The sequence below is a fragment of the Parafrankia discariae genome (assembly GCF_000373365.1).
GTDB classification, from domain to species: Bacteria; Actinomycetota; Actinomycetes; order Frankiales; family Frankiaceae; genus Parafrankia; species Parafrankia discariae.
Genome location: NZ_KB891154.1, coordinates 1 through 3677, shown reverse-complemented (window position 1 = coordinate 3677; position 3677 = coordinate 1). Strand labels below are relative to the sequence as shown.

General features: G+C 69.4%; 5 protein-coding genes. All 5 read right to left on the bottom strand.

Annotated elements, in window-relative coordinates:
* Nucleotides 1–154: 154 nt before the first annotated feature.
* The 5 genes from B056_RS0108325 to B056_RS0108305 all read right to left on the bottom strand — a co-directional run bounded on the left by B056_RS0108325 (nucleotide 155) and on the right by B056_RS0108305 (nucleotide 3443).
* The gene (locus B056_RS0108325) at nucleotides 155–346 is read right to left on the bottom strand and encodes an FxLD family lanthipeptide (RefSeq protein ID WP_026239461.1); all 192 of its coding nucleotides are present in this window, start codon (nucleotides 344–346) and stop codon (nucleotides 155–157) included.
* Between the two features lie 75 nt (nucleotides 347–421).
* Entirely contained in the window at nucleotides 422–1675 is a 1254-nt protein-coding gene (fxlM, locus tag B056_RS0108320; protein ID WP_018501412.1) for a methyltransferase, FxLD system, read from the bottom strand.
* A gap of 93 nt (nucleotides 1676–1768) precedes the next feature.
* Nucleotides 1769–2614 carry a helix-turn-helix domain-containing protein gene (locus tag B056_RS0108315; RefSeq protein WP_026239460.1) on the bottom strand — a complete coding sequence of 282 codons (846 nt, stop codon included), beginning with the start codon at nucleotides 2612–2614 and terminating at the stop codon, nucleotides 1769–1771.
* A gap of 36 nt (nucleotides 2615–2650) precedes the next feature.
* Nucleotides 2651–3226, bottom strand: coding sequence for a DUF6879 family protein (locus B056_RS0108310; protein ID WP_154676918.1), 576 nt, complete (start codon nucleotides 3224–3226; stop codon nucleotides 2651–2653).
* Entirely contained in the window at nucleotides 3171–3443 is a 273-nt protein-coding gene (locus B056_RS0108305; protein WP_026239462.1) for a hypothetical protein, read from the bottom strand. Before B056_RS0108305 ends, B056_RS0108310 begins: the two co-directional genes overlap by 56 nt.
* Between the last annotated feature and the right edge of the window lie 234 nt (nucleotides 3444–3677).

Below are 3677 nucleotides of genomic sequence, written 5' to 3'. Positions count from 1 at the left end.
CCCGGTCCCCACTCCCACCGACACGACCCAACCCGCCTGAACAGCTGGCCCCCACTCCCACCGACGAACGGTCCCCACTCCCACCTTCATAGCCAAAGGAAGGGTGATCGGGCCAAGAGACCACGTGCGAGGTGCCGGCGGGGCAGACGAGCCGTCAGGACGGGTCGTCGGAAATGCTGGAGCAGGCACTCGGCTTGCAGGTCGACCCGCAGTTGTCGTCCGTGGAGCACATCGTGATGACAAGCGGGCCGGCCGCCTCGATCACCCGCAGGTCGAGCTCGACGTCGAACGGGTCAGGCTCGCTGGACACAGGCGGGGGCGCGAGAACCGCGGTGGAGGGCGTCATGGCTGGTTTCCTCTCCCATAGATGGAGTACCGGGATGGGTGTGAGCGGACGTGCCGTAAGGCCGGCGACGGTGGGTCAGCCGGCCGCAGGCCAGGTGATGGTGGCGGTGCCGTGGGTCTTTCGGAACCGGCCCACGGGAGCCTTGGATGAGGGGATGGCGGTCCCCGCGGGCCAGTAGGCAAAGGCGTTGCCGGGAATCTCCCGGCCGTGGGCGTCCCAGGCCTTGATCTGAGCGACCAGCGCCTCGGCGGCCTCGGCGGCGTGCGGGCCGTACCCCCGCGCGCCGAACTCGCGCTGTGCGCCGGACAGGCCGCTCTCGCGGAGCTCCATCACGCAGAACGAATCACCGATCACGGCCCCAAACGGGAACCAGGTCCTGCACACGCCCTCGGTCGCCATCGGCGTGCCGGGCCCCGCCTCGACCCGGCAGAAGCCGGGCAGGAACCCGGCAAGCCACAGATGCAGGTCGCCGAAGTCGACCTGGACAGGGATCGTGACCCCGGACCAGGCCCGGACCGGGCCGTGCTCCAGCGCGCCCGTCAGCAGACGCGGGTCGTGGAGTTCGGTCTCGTCGAACAGGAGCGTCACGACCCCACCGGCCGGGTCGCGCAGCCGAAGCCGGCGTTCCACCCGCGCCCCCACGCCCTGCATCGGAACGAACCCGCACAGCTGCGCGGACGTGCTCACCCAGTGCTCCCCCGACCGGCGCAATGCCAGCGAGCGGGTGAACGTGTTCATCCGCAGCGGCACGACGATCACACCGTCCGGGGTCAGCTGCTCCAGCCACGCTGGCGCCAGGTCCCACGCCCCGACGGTCACCACTACCGCGTCGTAGGCCCCGTACTCGAGGACGCCATGATCCGCATCCGCGGTGACGACGACAACCCGGTCGCCGTACCCGGCGGCGTCCAGCCCCGCGGTCGCGCGGGCTGTCACCTCCGGATCGATGTCCACGGTCACGACCTGACCGTCCGCACCGACAATGTCAGCAACCAAGGCCGCGTTGTAACCACCGCTGCCCACCTCCAGGACCCGCATCCCCCGCGCGATACCCGCCTGGGCGATCATCCGAGCCTGAAGCCACGGCGCTGACACCGTCGACATGCTCGCGCCGCCGGCACCGACCTTCGTGACCACGGACTGGTCGACGTCGTAGGCCTTCTCCAGCGGCGTGCCCTCCGGGACGAACAGGTGCCGCGGGACGGTCCGGAACGCAGCCTCCACCTCCGGGCCGCCGATCCAGCCGTCGGCGACGAGCCGGTCAGTCATCGCCGCGCGCATCGCGTCCGCCTGGTCGACACTGGCCACGCTGGGGGCCTGGGGGGTCACGTCACGCTCCTACGGTGGGCATCGGGTGGCGTGATCACCGTAGGGCCGGCGAGATCACCAGGACCAGGAGTGTGCCCGAGTGTGGCAATCGGGCTACGGCGGCGGACCCGTGGACGCGAGGAGGTCGCGGGCTCGGGCGCCGTAGACGGCGATCTCACTCAAACGGGCGAACATCTGCGCGTAGAGGGCGATCTCCGTCGGCTGGGCGACCGTGAGGAACCCCGAGACCAGCTCGACGTTCACCTGCTCGTTGTCAAAGATCCAAAAATCTTCGACGGGACTGGCCACGCCACGATCGGCAGAGGCGGGGATGACACCGAGGGACACCGCGGGCCACGTCGTGACCTGCGCCAGGTGCGCGCGCAGCCCGCGCATGACCGCCGCCCCGCCGAAGCCGTTACGCAGCACGGACTCCTCGAGGAGGAACGCGGCGGTGCGCTGGTTACGGCGCAGGACACGCTGGCGCTTCATCCGAGCCGCGACCGCCGCCTCAACATCGTCGTGGACGCCGCGCCGCTGCTGGTAGGCACGCAGCACCGCACGCGTGTAGTCCTCGGTCTGGATGAGACCCGGAACAATCCAGCAGCTGTACGCGCGGAACTGCCGGGTCCGTTCGTACAGGGGCAGCCGCGCCTCCTGAGCACGGCGCAGCCCGGAACGTTCCATCCGCCGCCACTCGACCCACATGCCTTCCACCGCGTGCAGGGACGCGACCAGATCCGCTGCCTCGTTCTCGGCGCCGCAGATCTGGCACCACGCGCGGATGTCCGCTACGGACGGAGAACGGGTCGCGTGTTCGATCTTCGACACCTTCGTGCGCTCCCAACCGGCGCGGGCAGCCAGCTCAATCGCGGTCAGACCGGCGTCACGGCGCAAGCCACGAAGCCGGTCCGCCAGGAGCTGGCGGGCCTGCTGGGCGCTGGAAGAAGGCGGCTGCACAGGAGGAAAACCGCGTCGACGGCGAGGAGACCGGCGTCAGGCCGGGGCCAGGTCGTACTCCTGATGCGGAACGGATCGCTCCCACGCGGCCTCGAACGCCCTCGCGCACCGCGCGGCGATCACAGGGTCGGGTGACAGGCGCGTCTCGAGAAACTCTCCTCGGCCGGAGAAGTAGTTGAACTGAGCCTGCCGGCCGTCGAAAACCCAGAAGTCGTTAGCGGGGAGCAACAGGCCGGTGGCCAGATGCCGGGGCAGCCAGCGGACCTGCTCGCCCGCGGCGACGTTCGACGCGGTCGTCGCATGCTCGAACCTGATGTAGTCGGACACAGGCTCCGACACGACCCGAACCCGGCGGACCTCAACCCCACGGCCAGTCACCTCGGCAATCAGGTCCAGCCACGGCCGAGGAGCCAGCCGCCGTTGGAACTCCTCATGATCGCCGGCGCACCACGCCTGAAACCACGGATCACCCACGTCGTAGGAATCCCGCATCTCCAGATGCACGGCAGAAGACGAACACGCCCGCAGCAGCTCGCCGAACGGCGGGTCGGGCTCCTCAGCTACGCCGGGGATGCAGCCCAGGCCCCTGCTTGCCTCGCTCGTAGGTCCCATTGGCCGCCTCCATGATGAACGCCTTCATAACCACCGGGAGCCGGACCACGGCCTCGGTCGACCCGAGCGGGCTGTGCCGCGAGACTTCCGCGAGCTCCTCCGGGCCGGTCACCGCCTCGCCCTGGAACCACACGTCGCCGGTGTCCTCATCGACGAACACCGCCGGGCAGCCGTTGTCAGGCGACCCCGGATCGATCCCTACAAAACTTAGCCGCATCACGTCTCCGAACTCAGAAGTGTGCCGAAGTGAGCCGCACAGGCACCGTCCACCAACCAGCACCCGCCGTCAAGATCCGACTACGCCACGAAGCTACCTTCAGGTCCTGCAGCACACCTCAACAGCCGTGTTCTCCACTCGCCCGCCGCGGGAGTCACACCTGCACGTCCGCCGGTCGAAAACCGACCAGGAAGGCGCCGGCGCCCTGATCGGCCTGCCCTACGGCTCCCACCT